The organism is Dickeya sp. Secpp 1600 (assembly GCF_003049805.1).
GTDB lineage: Bacteria > Pseudomonadota > Gammaproteobacteria > Enterobacterales > Enterobacteriaceae > Dickeya > Dickeya fangzhongdai.
In genome coordinates this window covers 4,331,536-4,346,167 of record NZ_CP023484.1, presented here as the reverse complement: position 1 = coordinate 4,346,167, position 14,632 = coordinate 4,331,536, and the positions used below count along the sequence as shown (strand labels likewise).

Annotated in this window: 14 protein-coding genes; 7 read left to right on the top strand and 7 right to left on the bottom strand. The window is 52.6% G+C overall.

From position 1 onward, the window contains the following. Window positions 1-262: 262 nt before the first annotated feature. Window positions 263-2,635 carry a DNA polymerase II gene (locus tag CPA59_RS19350; protein ID WP_107760475.1) on the bottom strand — a complete coding sequence of 791 codons (2,373 nt, stop codon included), beginning with the start codon at window positions 2,633-2,635 and terminating at the stop codon, window positions 263-265. Window positions 2,636-3,230: 595 nt separating this feature from the next. Between CPA59_RS19350 and CPA59_RS19345 the strand changes: the two genes are divergently transcribed. From CPA59_RS19345 to CPA59_RS19320, 6 genes are all read left to right on the top strand, one after another. Beyond that, on the top strand, window positions 3,231-4,367 hold the full coding sequence (locus tag CPA59_RS19345; protein WP_038669270.1) for an ABC transporter substrate-binding protein: 1,137 nt from the start codon (window positions 3,231-3,233) through the stop codon (window positions 4,365-4,367). Window positions 4,368-4,608: 241 nt separating this feature from the next. Beyond that, window positions 4,609-5,508, top strand: a complete 900-nt coding sequence (locus CPA59_RS19340) for a branched-chain amino acid ABC transporter permease (RefSeq protein ID WP_038920254.1) — start codon at window positions 4,609-4,611, stop codon at window positions 5,506-5,508. Beyond that, window positions 5,508-6,551: a branched-chain amino acid ABC transporter permease gene (locus CPA59_RS19335; protein WP_107760473.1), complete on the top strand. Its 1,044-nt coding sequence runs from the start codon at window positions 5,508-5,510 to the stop codon at window positions 6,549-6,551. Before CPA59_RS19340 ends, CPA59_RS19335 begins: the two co-directional genes overlap by 1 nt. Then, window positions 6,541-7,320, top strand: a complete 780-nt coding sequence (locus CPA59_RS19330) for an ABC transporter ATP-binding protein (protein WP_038920252.1) — start codon at window positions 6,541-6,543, stop codon at window positions 7,318-7,320. Before CPA59_RS19335 ends, CPA59_RS19330 begins: the two co-directional genes overlap by 11 nt. Then, complete coding sequence (locus tag CPA59_RS19325) at window positions 7,313-8,008, top strand: ABC transporter ATP-binding protein (protein ID WP_038665620.1); 696 nt, start codon at window positions 7,313-7,315, stop codon at window positions 8,006-8,008. Before CPA59_RS19330 ends, CPA59_RS19325 begins: the two co-directional genes overlap by 8 nt. A 195-nt stretch (window positions 8,009-8,203) precedes the next feature. Continuing rightward, a complete protein-coding gene (locus tag CPA59_RS19320; RefSeq protein WP_038665623.1) occupies window positions 8,204-8,683 on the top strand; it encodes an Hcp family type VI secretion system effector in 480 nt (159 codons plus the stop codon). A gap of 81 nt (window positions 8,684-8,764) precedes the next feature. Here the strand turns inward: CPA59_RS19320 and CPA59_RS19315 are convergent, their stop codons facing one another. From CPA59_RS19315 to CPA59_RS19300, 4 genes are all read right to left on the bottom strand, one after another. Further along, window positions 8,765-9,331, bottom strand: coding sequence for a hypothetical protein (locus CPA59_RS19315; protein WP_107760471.1), 567 nt, complete (start codon window positions 9,329-9,331; stop codon window positions 8,765-8,767). A gap of 110 nt (window positions 9,332-9,441) precedes the next feature. Then, window positions 9,442-10,005 (bottom strand): hypothetical protein, encoded by a 564-nt coding sequence (locus CPA59_RS19310; protein ID WP_107760469.1) that lies wholly within the window; start codon window positions 10,003-10,005, stop codon window positions 9,442-9,444. A gap of 1 nt (window position 10,006) precedes the next feature. Continuing rightward, on the bottom strand, window positions 10,007-10,573 hold the full coding sequence (locus CPA59_RS19305) for a hypothetical protein (RefSeq protein ID WP_038920249.1): 567 nt from the start codon (window positions 10,571-10,573) through the stop codon (window positions 10,007-10,009). 6 nt (window positions 10,574-10,579) lie between these two features. Beyond that, window positions 10,580-11,431, bottom strand: coding sequence for an N-acetylmuramidase family protein (locus CPA59_RS19300; protein ID WP_107760467.1), 852 nt, complete (start codon window positions 11,429-11,431; stop codon window positions 10,580-10,582). Window positions 11,432-11,621: 190 nt separating this feature from the next. Between CPA59_RS19300 and CPA59_RS19295 the strand changes: the two genes are divergently transcribed. Further along, entirely contained in the window at window positions 11,622-12,389 is a 768-nt protein-coding gene (locus tag CPA59_RS19295; RefSeq protein WP_038920247.1) for a DedA family protein, read from the top strand. A gap of 45 nt (window positions 12,390-12,434) precedes the next feature. On the opposite strand, the gene ilvN is transcribed toward CPA59_RS19295, so the two are convergent. Continuing rightward, window positions 12,435-12,728, bottom strand: coding sequence for an acetolactate synthase small subunit (ilvN, locus tag CPA59_RS19290; RefSeq protein ID WP_013319493.1), 294 nt, complete (start codon window positions 12,726-12,728; stop codon window positions 12,435-12,437). Window positions 12,729-12,731: 3 nt separating this feature from the next. Further along, entirely contained in the window at window positions 12,732-14,396 is a 1,665-nt protein-coding gene (gene ilvB / locus CPA59_RS19285; protein WP_107760465.1) for an acetolactate synthase large subunit, read from the bottom strand. Window positions 14,397-14,632 lie beyond the last annotated feature (236 nt).

Below are 14,632 nucleotides of genomic sequence, written 5' to 3'. Positions count from 1 at the left end.
GGAACGCCCCGGGTATTCCGGTTATAACCGTCATACTTCAAGTTGCAGGTGCGTTGGCTTCCTTGGCTCATCCCGGTCACTTACTTGAGTAAGCTTCCGGGGATTCGCTGCGTCGCCGCCTTCCTGCAACCCGAATTATTTAGGGTATATTTAATTGACCGCTGTCTAACAGACAGACGTGGACTCACGCCTGATATTTTTGAAAGGGCGCTATGGTACTGGATGGTAGCCTGTTCGTCACCTGTCAGGCACCATCGGATTGTTAAAATAGCCCCATCTGTCCGGTAATCAGTGTAGCAAAATCATCGTGAATGAAAGGCAGTATCGCATCGGCCACCGGTTGTAACTGCTTTTCCACGTAGTGACTGTAATCCAACGGCGAGCGGCGATTCTCCAGCGGTTCCGGACCATTCACCGTGATGACGTAGCTTATCCAGCCGCCGCTTTGGTATTGCAACGGCCGGTCATGCTGGCGGTTGTAGTCGTCGGCCATTCTGGCGGCGCGAACCTGCGGCGGCACGTTGCGCTGGTAGTCGCTCAGTTTGTGACGCAGACGTTTGCGGTACACCAGCAGGTCGTCGTGTTCGCCGTTCAGCGTCTTCGCCACGTACTCCCGCACCCATTCCTGATACGGTTCGTGGTGGAAGATGCGCTGGTAAAGTTGTTGCTGGAATTGCTGCGCCAGCGGCGTCCAGTCGGAACGCACCGTTTCCAGCCCTTTGAACACCATCTGCTCGCCTTGCCCGGTAATGGTCATGCCGGCGTAGCGTTTTTTGCTGCCCAGTTCGGCGCCGCGGATGGTGGGCATCAGAAAACGGTGAAAATGGGTTTCGTACTCCATCTCCAGCGCGCTGTTCAGCCCGTGCTGCTGGTGGAGGTGCTGTTGCCACCAGTCGTTGATATAGGCCACCAGTTCACGGCCGATAGCATCCGCCTCATCTTCGCGGTGAGCGCGCTTAAGCCAGACGAAGGTAGAGTCGGTATCGCCGTAAATCACCTGATAGCCTTTGGCTTCAATCAGAGAGCGAGTCTGGCGCATGATCTCATGGCCGCGCAGGGTGATGGAGGAGGCGAGACGCGGATCGAAAAAGCGGCAGCCGCTGGATCCCAGCACGCCGTAAAATGCATTCATGATGATTTTCAGCGCCTGCGACAACGGTTTGTTGTTTTCCTGCTTGGCGAGGTCGCGCTCATGCCAGATGCCTTCCACGATGGCGGGCAGACAATGGTGCCGGCGGGAGAACCAGGCGCCGCGAAAGCCTTCCACCGCATGTTGCTCATCCGGCTGCTGTAAACCGGTTACCAGACCGACCGGGTCGATCAGAAAAGTGCGGATGATCGAGGGATACAGGCTTTTGTAGTCCAGCACCAGCACCGAATCGTACAGACCGGGGCGGGAATCCATCACGTAGCCGCCGGGGCTGGCTTCCGGCGGCACTTCGCCGAGATTGGGCGCCACAAACCCGGCCCGGTGCATACGCGGCAGGTACAGGTGGGTAAACGCCGCCACTGAACCGCCGCTGCGGTCCGCCGCCAGCCCGGTCACGCTGGCGCGCTCCAGCAGAAAAGGCATCAGATGGGTTTTCTCGAAAATGCGCGTTACCAGTTCGCAGTCTTTCAGGTTGTAGCGCGCCAGCGCGGGCTTGTCTTGCTGAAAGCGTTGTTCAATCTCTTCCAGCCGCTGATAGGGATTGTCGCTGGCCTTGCCTTCGCCCAGCAGCGATTGGGAAACAAATTCCAGGCTGAACGAGGCAAAGTTCCAGGTGGCGGATTTTAGCGCTTCGATACCGTCCACGATCAGCCGGCCCGGCGCGCCGGCGAAGAAGTGCCCTTGCCGGTAGCCGTGTTCGCGCCATTCCAGCTCCTGGCCGCCGCGCCCGAACCGTAGCGGAATGCGGTAGCGCTCGGCGTGCTGTTGCAGCACCCGCAGGTCAAACTGCACCAGATTCCAGCCGATGATCACATCCGGGTCGTGGGTTTGCAGCCACTGGTTGAGTTTTTCCAGCAGTTGCGGGCGGCTGGCGACGTATTCCAGCGTCAGATCGCCGGCATCGTCGACGTTGCCGTTCTCCGGCCCCAGCATAAATACCTGACGCTGGCCGCAGCCTTCCAGACCGATGCAGTACAGCTCGCCGTGACGGCTGGTTTCGATATCCAGCGACACGGTTTTCAGCGGCGGGCGATAGTCGGGCGCCGGCTTCAGCCTGACCTGGTCGATCAAACCATCGGCGCTTTCTTCGCCGCTGAACCAGACCGGGGCGGTAATAAAGCGCTCCATCAGAAACCGTTCCGGCGGGCGGATATCCGCCTCGTACACCGGAATCCCCGCTTCCTGCAGTTTCTTTTCCAGACGCAGCAATTGGCGATATTGCAGGCAGTAGAGCCCGAGTTGCGGTTCGTGGTGGAAGTTTTTCAGCGCCAGCGGCCGCAGTTGCCAGTTCCTTTCACCGCTCAGTAGCTGGGTAATCTGTGCCTGATGCCGCATCGGCACAAACACCACGGCCTGCTGCGGCGATAGCCTGACCCGGCAGGGGCCGTTATCGGTCGCCAGCCAGCATTCGACCTGAACCCCGGCTGGCGTGTCCTGCCAGTGGCGGGTCAATACGAATCCCTGACGCGGTGGTGAAAGGGTCATGGCGTGTAGTCAGATGGATAAATGAAATAATGCAGTAAATTATGTATATGCATACAGTATTTGTCCAGCGCTATTCCCCTGCATCGTGATGGCTGGCCTGGCGCGTTGCGTCATTGTTAAAAACGTTTATTTATTTAACCTGAGCGTATTCCATTCAGAATAAAACAACTCAGAATAAAACGACGAAAACGAAATTATTCCAGAAATAATCGCTGAAACCGGCAGGCCGAAAAAGGATAAACAGAGAATAATACATTTATGGGGAAATACATGAGCACCAATATGGCATGTTTTGCTATTGGTTGATTTATCTGTGAAAAATTACGCCGTTTTCGCACTAATAAAAAGCATGGCGGTGACGAATTGGTGCATGAGCGTTAACGGTTAATCAGCTGAGCTGGAAATTATTCATATCTTTTTCTTTTACGTTTTGATTATTAATACATTAATTATTTTTGTGTATTTGGCATATTTATTGCTGCCTCTTCCCCGGTGAACAGCCTGGATATCCTGTCACACAGATCTTCTTTTTATCACCCTGTATACAGCGTCATTTCATAGCTGAAATGTGATGTTTATTTTTGAAGAGGCGATCATGAAGAACAAATTTTTCAGATTTACTGTCGCAGCGGTAGCCGTATCGTCTTCACTGGCTTCAGTGGGGGCGTGGGCGGATGACATCAAGATTGGCGTGGTATTGCCCCTGAGCGGTGCATTGAGCGGTTACGGTCAGCCGTCCCTGAAAGGACTGGAGCTGATTAACGGTATCGAAACCAAACTGAAGAATGGCGACACCATCAAGCTGGTGGTGATTGACGACAAGAGCGACAAAGTGGAAGCGGCCAACGCCATGCAGCGACTGGTGTCCAGCGATAAGGTGGACGCGGTGATCGGCGAGGTAACCTCCACCAATACTATGGCGATGACCAAGATGGCGGAAGATACCAAAACGCCGATCGTCTCGCCGACCGCCACCAACGACCGGGTGACCAAAGGCAAAGAGTACGTCAGCCGCGTCTGCTTCTCCGACAGTTTTCAGGGCGTAGTGGGCGCCAACCTGGCGACGCGCGATCTGAAAGCGAAGAAAGCCGCCATCATGTTCGATAGCAGTAATGACTATTCGGTCGGGCTGGCCAAATCGTTCCGCACCCAGTTCCTGAAAAACGGCGGCACCATTCCGATTGAAGTACAGGCGCCCGGCGGCAGTAAGGATTTCAAAGCCCAGCTCTCCACCATCAAATCTCACAATGTGGACGTGATCTATATGCCGATTTACTACACCGAAGGCGCGCTGATCGCGGTGCAGGCCAAACAGCTCGGGCTGAAGGTGCCGGTGGTCGGCGGCGATGGTCTGGCGGCGGACCCGGTGTTCTTCAAAATGGGACAGGACGCGGTGGAAGGGTGGATGACCACCGACTACTACTCGCCGAACGCCAAAGAGCAGACGCCGGAAGGGGAAAAGTTCATCAAAGCCTGGACCGCCAAATACAAGGAACCGACCCACACCTGGGGAGCGATGACGGCGGATGCCTACAAGATGATCGTCAACGCCATGAACACCTGTAGCGATCCGCACGATCGCGTTTGCGTCAACAAGGCGATCCGCGCCACCAGCAACTTCACCGGCATCACCGGCACCCTGACCCTGAAAGACGGCGACGCCATTCGTCCGGCGGTGATCAACGAGGTGAAAGGCGGCGAGATGGTGTTTAAAACGGTGATCAATCCGTAATCGGCGGTGCCCGCGGCCGACATGCCGCTATCAACGCGCAGGACGCGGGTTCACAGGAGCCGATGGACAAGCCCGATAATGCAGAAAGCGGATGCCCTATTTTTTCCGCGCCGCTGCGTGACTCGCCGCTGGTCTGGTCTACCACACTTCACGGCTGGCGCCCTGCCGCGCGGAACCCTCGCCGCCAGCGGCATCCGCGAATAAAAAGGCGGGGCGCCGCCTAACAGTAAAGGATGACATGATGGATCTTGCCGTTTTCTTACAGCAAGTGGTCAATGGCATGAGCCTTGGCAGCATGTACGCGCTGATCGCTATCGGCTACACCATGGTGTACGGCGTGCTGCGGCTGATCAACTTTGCTCATGCCGATATCATGATGGTCGGGGCTTTTATGGCCCTGCTCGGTTTTACTTCCCTCGGGCTGCCTTTCGGGGCCGCCGTGATTCTCGCCATTCTCATCGCCGCGCTGCTGGGGATCGCCATCGATCAAATCGCTTACCGCCCGCTGCGGCAGGCGTCGAAGATCTCGATGTTGATCACCGCCATCGGCGTCAGCTTTTTTCTGGAGAATCTGTTCAATGTGGTGTTCGGCGGTAGCCCGCGCTACTTCGAGTCGCCGCCGTTCTTTAATCAGACCATCAATCTCGGGCCGATCGTCGTCACCAATGTGGCCTGGATCGTACCGTTGATGACGCTGGCGCTGCTGGCGGTGATCCTGTGCATTCTGTATCGCACCCGGCAGGGGATGGCGATCCGCGCGGTGGCGTTTGACGTCAACACCGTGCGGCTGATGGGTATCGACGCCAATCAGATCATCGCCTTCGTGTTCGCCCTCGGCAGCGCGCTGGCGGCGCTGGGCGGCGTGTTCTACGCCATCAGTTATCCCTCAATCGATCCGCTGATGGGGGTATTGATCGGTTTGAAAGCCTTCGCGGCGGCGGTGCTGGGCGGCATCGGCAGCGTCACCGGCGCAGTGATCGGCGGTTTTATCCTTGGGTTCACCGAAGTGGTGGCGGTGGCGATGTTTCCGGAACTGGGCGGCTATAAAGACGCCTTTGCCTTCATGTTTTTGATTCTGGTGCTGCTGTTCCGACCGGTGGGCATCATGGGCGACGAACGACTGGAAAGGAGCCGTTTCTGATGAGAATGCCGCGGACTTCCCCGACGATGTGGCTGGGGTACCTTGCTGTGTTTGCGCTGGCTTTGCTGGCGCTGACCGGGTTGGATACGCTGTTCGACGACTATATCGTGCGCATCTTCTGTAACATCTTCATTTTTATGATTCTGGCGGTCAGCTATAACCTGATTAACGGCGTGACCGGGCAATTGTCTCTGGAGCCTAACGGTTTTGTGGCGATCGGCGCTTACATTACCGCGCTGCTGTTGCTGAGCGCAGACGCCAAAATCAACATGTTCGAGATGACGGCGCCCAGCCCGCTGATTCTGGCGGTGCATGCGTCGTTTCTGCCGGCGCTGATCATCAGCGGCGTATGCGCGGCGGCGGTGGCGGTGTGCCTGTCGTTTCCGGTATTTCGCGTGCGCGGCGATTATCTGGCGATCGTCACGCTGGGGTTCGGCTTCATCATCAAGATTTTCGCTATCAACAATCCACAATTCACCAACGGCGCCATCGGCCTGAACGAGATCCCGCAGGTCAGTCACATTCTGTACTGGTGCGGTTTCATTGCGCTGGCGGCGGTGTTGTTCATCCTGCAGGTGGTGTACTCCAAATACGGCCGCGCCATGAAAGCGGTGCGTGACGATGAAGACGCCGCCATTGCGATGGGCATCAATACCTTTCGCATCAAGACCTGCGCTTTCGCCACCAGCGCCTTTTTTGAGGGGATCGGCGGCGGGCTGCTGGCGTCGCTGTTGACCATCATCTCGCCGGATCTGTTCGACTTCATGCTGACCTTCCAGTTGCTGATCATCATCGTACTCGGCGGGCTGGGCAGCACCACCGGCGCCATGCTCGGCACGATCATTGTGATCGGCAGCGGCGAGTGGCTGCGCTTCCTCGATCAACCGCTAACGCTGTTCGGCCAGGATCTGGGCGCACATCCGGGGCTGCGCATGGTGGTGTTCTCGCTGGTGCTGCTGGTGATCATGCTGTTTGCCCGTGAAGGGCTGCTGGGCAAGCAGGAAGTCTGGGATATCCGCAGGAGAAGCGCGAATGGAAAATAACCCGTTATTGCGCGTTGAGGGCGTCACCATGCAATTTGGCGGCCTGCGCGCCATCGATAGCGTCAGTTTTACTATCAACCCGGCGGAGATCTTTGGGCTGATCGGCCCCAACGGCGCCGGTAAAACCACGATGTTCAACGTGATTACCGCCAACTATAAACCGACCGGCGGCGCCGTCTGGCTGGACGGGCAGACGCTGGCCGGGCTGAAACCCAATCAGGTGGTCAACCGCGGTATCGCCCGTACTTTCCAGAATATCCGCCTGTTTCCGTCGATGACGGTGCTGGAGAACGTACTGATCGGTCTCGATCGCTTTATCCCGTACTCGTTTCTGGAGGCGGCGCTGCGTATCGGCCGCTTTTTCCGCGCCGAGCGACAGGCGCGGGAAACCGGCATGGCGTTGCTGGAATACATCGGCATCGCCGAACACGCGCATTCGCTGGCCACCAACCTCAGCTACGGCAACCAGCGCAAGGTGGAGATTGCCCGCGCGCTGGCGACCTCGCCCAAGCTCTTACTGCTGGACGAACCGGCGGCCGGCATGAACCCACGAGAGACGGCCGAGCTGGCGCAGCTGATTTTCCGCATGCGCGCCGACTACGGCCTGACGGTGCTGCTGATCGAGCACGATATGTCGTTCGTCAACACACTGTGCGAACGGGTGATGGTGCTGGATTACGGCAAACCGCTATTTAGCGGCACGCCGCAGGACGCAGTGAATCACCCCGAGGTGATCGCCGCCTATCTGGGGGACATCGATTATGCTTAAAGCCAGCGATCTGCAGGTGTTTTACGGGCTGATTCAGGGGCTAAAAGGCATCGATCTTGAGGTTAACAACAGCGAAATCGTCACCCTGATCGGCAGTAACGGTGCTGGGAAAACCTCGACCCTTAACGGCATCATTAATCTGGTGAAATCCACCGGGACGGTCGGTTTCCTCAACGAGGATATTTCCCACAGCCCAACGCATCAGATCGTGCGTAAAGGGCTGGCGCTGGTGCCGGAAGGGCGCAAGGTGTTCACCAATCTGACCATTGAGGAAAACCTGCGCATGGGCGCCTACAACAACCCGGTCAATTTCGCCTATCTGCGCGACAAAATGTATGCGCTGTTCCCGCGTCTCAAAGAGCGGCGCAGCCAGATGGCGGGCACCATGAGCGGCGGCGAACAGCAGATGCTGGCGATCGCCCGCGCGCTGATGAGCGAACCGGTGTTGCTGATGCTGGACGAGCCAAGCCTGGGGCTGGCACCGAAGGTGGTAGGCGAATTATTTTCAACCATCAAGCAGTTGCAGAGGGAAGGCATCACCATCCTGCTGGTAGAACAGAACGCCACCGCCGCATTGAAAATCGCCGATCGCGCCTATGTGCTGGAAAACGGACGTATTGCATTGCACGGCCCGGCGCAGGACATTCTCGCCAATCCAGAGGTGAAAAGGATGTATTTGGGGGGATAGATGATGGTGTGCCGATGACGCTTACACGGGACCCTGCTTTGCATAAAGCGGGGAAACCTGGATTAATGCGTCGTCGATAGGGCAATTTTTATTGATTAGACTTATGGATAGATAAGATAAATTAAATTATTATAATTGCCTTATTGCTTTGCTTATGCTTTACACCATCAATTATATTGAATTAAAGGGAATTTTATGGCCAATATCATTTATCTGAAAATAGAAGGCAAAAACCAGGGGCTGATTTCTTCAGGATGTGGATCTTATGACTCAATGGGGAACAAATGGCAAAAAGGTCATGAGAATGAAATTTTTGTCTATGAGTTAAACAATGCGGCAGAGCGCATCGATAATGTTGCATATCAACCTGTTGAAATTAGAAAACCAATCGATAAATCGACGCCGCTATTGCTGAGCGCGTTAAACGAAAATGAATACTTAACTTGTACCTTCATTTTCTACCGAACCTCAGAAAATGGAGGGATGGAGCAATATTTTTCAATGAAACTGACTGATGCAAAAGTAAAAAATATCAGAATGCATTATCCCAGTTCGATAACACACAACGAATATCAACCAGAAGAATTTATCTCTTTTACTTATAAAAACATGCTGTGCGAACATATCAAAGCCGGAACCAGTGCATATTGTATATGGGAAAGTCAGTCGTTTTAATTAGCGGATTATTCCTGTGTTATTATCTGGCACCATCGTGTGGTATTAGGTGCCAGATAATTAATTTTAAATTTAGTGTTTTTAGCTTTTCACAGCTTGCGGATTTTCTTCAAGATATTTTTTAAGATCAATGATGCTTTTCTTTTCAGAATAAAACTGTAGCTTTTCAATTGTATTGCTTACATCGGTTATTGTTTTTCTTTCTTTATCTAATTCAAGTAAGAAATAGTTTTGCGATGTTCTGTCGCGCAATGCTACGGTATAAACAAAACCAATGAACGTTTTTCCTTTAACTTCAATTTTTCCTACCGCATCGAGACTCAGGCAGGTTACTGTTTCAAAAAACCCCCGACCGATAGAAATTTTTATATCTGAGATGTTTTTATTATCTGAAGACCATCCAATGAAACAGAGTGGTTCAATGTTGTTGTAATATCCTTCTGCAGGTACGATAGTGCCTATGTATTTCCCGTTTTCGCTGATGTCGAAAGTCTGATCTTTCTGTATTTTTATACGGCTGATTTCTGATGATTTCCCCTTTTTTATTAAATTATTCAATATGCTACTATCATCATTTTGAGTTAGTCTAATAGTAGAGTATGAATTCAATGGAATTATCAATATGAGTATTGTCAACAGAGCTTTCATTCTTTCTTTTCCATCATTTTTTTAAGATTTTTTCTGATTGCAGAAATACTTTTTAATCGATGCATAAGATTGTAATGAAATTATCATTGTGAATATCACTAATGTTGCTCTCACTCTTGTCTTTCCTTGAAATTTTCAAGATATTTTCGTAGCGTTGCAATGCTTTTTTTCTCACCATTATTTTGTAGAGTATCAACAATTGTACTTTTATCTATGATTGTTCTTTTCTCTTTATCTAACTCTAGCACGAAATAGTTTTTCGCTCGTCTATCTCTCAAACCAACTGTGTAAACAAATCCTATATATGTTTTTTCTCTAACTTCTATTTTTCCAACAGCATCAAGGTTTAGACAGATTGAGTTTTCAAAATCACCCTGGCCAATAGATTGAACGATATTACTAATGTCTTTTTTGTCTACAGACCAACCAATAAAACAAATCGGGTTGTATTTTTTATAATATCCTTTAGCAGGAATTAATGTACCTATATATTCCTCATTTTCAATGATGTTAAAAGATTGACCCTTATGTATTTTTATCTGGTCTATTTCCAAGAGCTGAGATTTTAGAGATACTAATGATAATAGATTATTGCTATCAATCGGCATTAATGTAATTGATGCATACGCTTGAAGTGATATTGATAATATCATTATTACCAGTAATTTCTTCATGCTATTTCTCATCGATTTTCTTTATATCTCTTCTGAGATCAGCTATACTCTTTTTTTCTGAGTCATTTTGAAATTTTTCAATAAGTTGACTTTTATCTTCTATAGTTGTTTTTTCTTTATTCAGTTCGATGAGAAAGTAGTTTTGAGCATACCTGTCTCTCAACCCTACAGTGTATACAAAACCAATAAAGGCTCTTCCTTTTTCCTCTATTTTTCCTATTGCATCAAGTTTTGAACAGAGGGAAAGCTCAAAATACCCTTGCCCTATTGATGGGATAATTTTTGATATTGTTTTTTTATCAGTTGACCAGCCAATAAAGCATAATGGATCATAATTATTATGAAACCCTTTTGCAGGTATTATTGTTCCGATGTATTTTCCATCATCAGTAATATCAAACTGTTGATTGTCTTGAATGCTTATCTCAATAATTCCCTTGCTATTTCCTTCTTTTATTATTTCACTTGATAAAGTTTTATCTTCATTTTTTATTAAATTAATAGTTGCATTCGAATGGAACGAAACCAGTAGTGCCATTAATAGTGAAGCTAATGCTATTTTCTTCATATAATATTACCTATTAGTTAATCTTTGATAATTATTTGCTATTTTAACATCGTAGTGCTTTTCTGCGTAGGACACACCATTATAAGATCGTGCAAATTTTACCCAGTCTTTATGCCTTAATGCAGAAAGTAGAATAGGGGTATTTTTTACATGATTAATGAAAGCGAACACCTGACCGTCAATACTTCTCATTGCAGAAACGAAACTTTCGATATCATCAAAGCCTGCGGTTCTATAATTCTCCCCCATAATCTGGAATGCCCCCCATGAGGCTGACATCCACGCTGCTCGTCGATCCAGTATCATTGCTGTTTCAAGTCGTTCATATTGTTGGCTTTCTAAACCATAGGATGTATAACGAGAACCCGATATATCCGGATGTGACCGGTCGTATCTACCTTGTGTCAGACGACGAAAGTAGTGTCGTTCATAAAGTATCTTGGGTTTTCCCGGACTGAGAAACGCGCTATTTAGCGCGGTTTCGGTCATCACAACCGCTTTAATTGCCGCCACTTCACAGTTCAGCTCTCTGGCTGCATTCAGGTAGAACTCTTCGGAAACGCTGTCGCCAGAATTGTCAGAGAAAGAGGGCTGAGAGGTTGCCGGGCGTCGGGTGTGAAGATGGTTTAATTTTCTCAGTGTGGGTCCGTGCGGGGAGACGATGCCGTCAGGCGTACCCATTCCTAATATCTGGCGTTGAAATTGAGTAATCGCGGTTTGTGTTCTGATGCCGACAATACCATCAACGCTCAGTGTTCCGTTTGACCGGCTATTTAGCAACTGTTGAACGGTTTTTACGTCTTCAGCCCTGTTAACCTGCCCCTTGCCAACAGGAAAAGCAATCCTGGCTTCTTCCATGAATCAATCCATTTATTTTCTTAAAGTGATGCTTTTATAACAACAAAATGGCGCAGCTTCAAGGAAGTGGCCGTCCGGTAATGATGAACCTCGCGTCAGTTGCGTTTTTACTACTATCTGCCATATTCCCGCCGTTTCCTGCTATCATCCCGTTATCTTTGTTCATAAAAAAGCAGAAATGTAGAGATTTATGGAAGCCTGGCTGGAGCATCTGATCACTCAATCGTTAGCGTATTCGCTGACGGCGGTACTGCTGGTGGCGTTTCTGGAGTCGCTGGCGTTGGTGGGGCTGTTGTTGCCCGGCACGCTGATGATGGCGTCGCTGGGCGCATTGATCGGCAGCGGCAATATGGGGCTTTACCCGGCCTGGGGCATGGGCATTATCGGTTGCCTGCTGGGAGACTGGATTTCCTATTTCATTGGCTGGCGTTTCAAGGATCGGCTGCATAACTGGTCTTTCCTGCAAAAGCACCGCGCTTACCTGTATCGCACCGAAAAAATGCTGCATCAGCACAATATGGCGACCATTCTGATTGGGCGGTTTTTTGGCCCGACTCGTCCGCTGATCCCGATGGTGGCGGGAATGCTGGAGTTGTCGCCCCGGCGCTTTGCGTTGCCGAACATCATCGGCTGTCTCACCTGGCCGCCGGTTTATCTGATGCCCGGCATTTTGGCCGGAGTGGCGATCGATATCCCCAAGCAGGCCGACAGCGGCAGTTTTAAATGGCTGCTGTTAATCACGGCTATCCTGCTGTGGGGAGCGGGCTGGTTGGTGTGGCGTCTGTGGCGTGCGCGTCGTGGCGCAAAAGCCGAATCAACCGGTTGGTTGACGCCTGCCCGTTTGTACTGGATGGCGCCGCTGGTTTCGGTTATCGCCGCTGCCAGTCTGTGGCAGTTGTGGCAGCATCCGTTGATGCCGGTGTACCGTCGCCTGCTGTGGCAAATTCTGATTGGTTGAATCCGGGTCGAGGGCCATACCAGGAATCGGTATGGCCCCTGCGGCTCAGCGGTAAAACTCCGCGACCTGATCAAAGATACGCATCTCTTCGCCGTGGCGGGTCACCTGCAATACATCTTCCAGCTTTTCTACCTGACTGATCATCTGCGGTAGGCGCTGATCGTCTTTCACCAGCAGCCAGATGCGGCTCTGCTCGTTGCCCGGCAGCGGCATACACATGATGCCTTCCACGTTGAAAGCGCGACGGGCGAACAGCCCGCACACGTGCGACATCACGCCCGGATGGTTGCGTACCGATAGTTCCAGCGTGACCTGTGCGGTAATGGATGGGGTCTGCATGATTTAATCTCCAATCATCTCAATGTTGGCGGCACCCGGCGGTACCATCGGGAACACTTTTTCGTTGATATCGATAGCGGCGTGGATCAACGTCGGGCCGGGTCGTTGCAGTGCGTCGCGCAGGGCGGCTTGCGGATTATCCGCCGCGTTCAGATCGCAAGTGGCGAAGCCGAATCCGGCGGCAATCGCCAGAAAATTAGTCTGATAGCGGTAGTCGGACGCCACAAAATTCTGCTGGTAGAACAGATCCTGCTGCTGGTGCACCAGCCCCAGCGACTGATTGTTCATCAGCACGATTTTGACGTTCAGGTTCTCTTCCACGGCGGTAGCCATTTCCTGAATGTTCATCATCAGACTGCCGTCGCCGGAAAAACAGACCACGGTTCGCTGTGGTTCCGCCAGCGCGGCGCCGATAGCTGCGGGCACGCCAAAACCCATCGTGCCGAAACCGCCGGAGGTCAGCCACTGGCGTGAGCGTCGCAGCGGATACGCCTGCGCCACCCACATCTGATGCTGACCGACGTCGGTAGTAATGATGGCCTGATCGTCCAGTTGCTCGGCCACGGCGCGGATCAACCCGTAGTGACTGAGCGGGTCGTCGGCGTTTGGCATGCTGAATGGGAATTCACATTGCAGCGCGCGCACCTGAGCGAGCCAGTCGGCGCGTGGTTGACGGTCAACCAGCGGCAGCAACTGATCCAGCGCCTGCGCCACATCGGCGTGGAGCGCCACGTGCGGCTGACGGATCTTGCCGAACTCCGCCGGATCGATATCGATATGGACAACGCGGGCATCCGGGCAGAACTCTTCCGCTTTGCCGATGGCGCGATCGTCAAAGCGGGCGCCCAGTACGATCAGTAAGTCCGATTGTTGCAGGATCATATTGGTGTAACGGGCGGCGTGCATGCCGAGCATGCCAAGCGACAGCGGATGATCCACCGGCATGGCGCCCAGCGCCATCAGCGTCATGGTGGTGGGCAGCCCGGCGCGTTCCGCCAGGTCGATAGCCTGCTGATGTGCGCCGGCGCTGATGATGCCGCCGCCCAGATACAGGATCGGTCGCTTGGCCTGATTGATCATCGCGGCGGCGGCGCGAATGGCATCCTGATCCACTGCTGGCGCAGGGGTCAGTTCGGCCGGCGCGGGCAGCTCCGCCAGTTCGATGGTGGCCGTTTGCACGTCTTTGGGGATGTCTACCCAGACCGGGCCGGGGCGACCAGACTGCGCCAGCCGGAAGGCGTCATTGATGACCTGCGGCAGTTCGCTGATGTCACGCACCAGATAGTTGTGTTTGGTGACCGGGATCGAGATGCCGTAAGTGTCTACTTCCTGAAAGGCATCGGTGCCGATCATGCTGGACGGCACCTGGCCGGTGATGCACACCAACGGAATGGAGTCGAGTTTGGCGTCGGCGATGGCGGTGAGCAGGTTGGTGGCGCCGGGACCGCTGGACGCCATGCAAACTGCTGCCTTACCGCTGGCACGCGCCATACCCTGCGCGATGAATCCGGCCCCTTGTTCATGGCGGGCGAGTACGTGGCGAATGGTACGGCTTTTTCCCAACGCATCGTACAGCGGCAGCGCCGCGCCGCCCGGAATACCACTCACTGTGGTGATGCCTTGCTGCTCCAGCAGACGGATGATCAGCTCAGCTCCTGTATAACGCATAGTCATATCCTTTATCAGAGCCGGTGTCAGGAGGAGCGGGGAGGGTGGAAAAAAGAAACCCCGCTCGGCTTGCGCCGGCGGGGTTTGGGAATCTAGGCTTGATTCGGAACCCGTTACGGCGCGCTGCCGACCACGACCACCACGCGCACGACGACGACCGCGTCAAGCAGCGCGGTGTTGTTTAGTAGTGCGAAAGTAGAGGCGGCGTGTTTCACGGAGAACCTTATATTCGTTTG

Bases quoted from the DNA above. Each gene is read 5' to 3' on its own strand.
- CPA59_RS19315 (WP_107760471.1), bottom strand. From the start codon at position 9,331: ATGAAAGCTCTGTTGACAATACTCATATTGATAATTCCATTGAATTCA.
- CPA59_RS19300 (WP_107760467.1), bottom strand. From the start codon at position 11,431: ATGGAAGAAGCCAGGATTGCTTTTCCTGTTGGCAAGGGGCAGGTTAAC.
- ilvN (WP_013319493.1), bottom strand. From the start codon at position 12,728: ATGCAGACCCCATCCATTACCGCACAGGTCACGCTGGAACTATCGGTA.
- CPA59_RS19345 (WP_038669270.1), top strand. From the start codon at position 3,231: ATGAAGAACAAATTTTTCAGATTTACTGTCGCAGCGGTAGCCGTATCG.
- CPA59_RS19350 (WP_107760475.1), bottom strand. From the start codon at position 2,635: ATGACCCTTTCACCACCGCGTCAGGGATTCGTATTGACCCGCCACTGG.
- CPA59_RS19330 (WP_038920252.1), top strand. From the start codon at position 6,541: ATGGAAAATAACCCGTTATTGCGCGTTGAGGGCGTCACCATGCAATTT.
- CPA59_RS19325 (WP_038665620.1), top strand. From the start codon at position 7,313: ATGCTTAAAGCCAGCGATCTGCAGGTGTTTTACGGGCTGATTCAGGGG.
- CPA59_RS19340 (WP_038920254.1), top strand. From the start codon at position 4,609: ATGGATCTTGCCGTTTTCTTACAGCAAGTGGTCAATGGCATGAGCCTT.
- CPA59_RS19310 (WP_107760469.1), bottom strand. From the start codon at position 10,005: ATGAAGAAATTACTGGTAATAATGATATTATCAATATCACTTCAAGCG.
- CPA59_RS19305 (WP_038920249.1), bottom strand. From the start codon at position 10,573: ATGAAGAAAATAGCATTAGCTTCACTATTAATGGCACTACTGGTTTCG.
- ilvB (WP_107760465.1), bottom strand. From the start codon at position 14,396: ATGCGTTATACAGGAGCTGAGCTGATCATCCGTCTGCTGGAGCAGCAA.
- CPA59_RS19295 (WP_038920247.1), top strand. From the start codon at position 11,622: ATGGAAGCCTGGCTGGAGCATCTGATCACTCAATCGTTAGCGTATTCG.
- CPA59_RS19320 (WP_038665623.1), top strand. From the start codon at position 8,204: ATGGCCAATATCATTTATCTGAAAATAGAAGGCAAAAACCAGGGGCTG.
- CPA59_RS19335 (WP_107760473.1), top strand. From the start codon at position 5,508: ATGAGAATGCCGCGGACTTCCCCGACGATGTGGCTGGGGTACCTTGCT.